The organism is Vibrio sp. 2304, from assembly GCF_033339475.1.
In the GTDB taxonomy this organism is placed as follows: domain Bacteria; phylum Pseudomonadota; class Gammaproteobacteria; order Enterobacterales; family Vibrionaceae; genus Vibrio; species Vibrio alginolyticus.
In genome coordinates this window covers 1-609 of sequence record NZ_JAWOUQ010000082.1, presented here as the reverse complement: position 1 = coordinate 609, position 609 = coordinate 1, and the positions used below count along the sequence as shown (strand labels likewise).

General features: G+C 48.6%; 1 protein-coding gene. It reads left to right on the top strand.

The genetic code is table 11. The annotated features are described in order from the left end of the window. The coding region (locus R7P64_RS24370) for a 3-methyl-2-oxobutanoate hydroxymethyltransferase (protein WP_318124188.1) at window positions 1-441 on the top strand (441 nt) is incomplete at its 5' end. Window positions 442-609: the final 168 nt, after the last annotated feature.

Below are 609 nucleotides of genomic sequence, written 5' to 3'. Positions count from 1 at the left end.
ATCGGTCTTACCCCTCAAAGTTCAGGAGTCCTTGGGGGATTTAAGGCACAGGGCAGAGACCCAAAAAGCGCCAGAGACCTAATAATGGACGCCCGGGCCATAGAGGAAGCCGGAGCTTTCGCCCTACTTCTTGAGGCGGTACCGCCAGAACTAACAGAATTCATAGCAAAAGACCTTTCCATACCCGTTTACTCCATAGGAGCAGGAGCTCCCTGCGACGGACAGCTTCTCATATGCGGAGACATGCTAGGGTTATTCCAGGCCTTCACTCCAAAGTTCGTAAAGAAGTACGCAAACGTTGCAGAAGTTGAGACAAATGCTTTCAAGGCTTTCATAGAGGACGTAAAGACGGGCAAATTCCCGGAGGATCAGCACTGCTACCACATACTGCCCGAGACGGCTGAGGAATATCAGAAGATGCTTGAGGAGTTAAGAAGATAGAAGTCATAAAAGAAGCAAAATTAGAGATAGGGAGGTAGCTTTCATGAGTTGCGGAGAAATGTTGTGTCAGGAGGCGTTAAAGGGTTTGAACTGCTACTTGGCAAACCCCGAGAGCAAGCTAGTGAGAGATATAGCCAATGTCATCAAAAAATACGGTTCGCCCTGCGA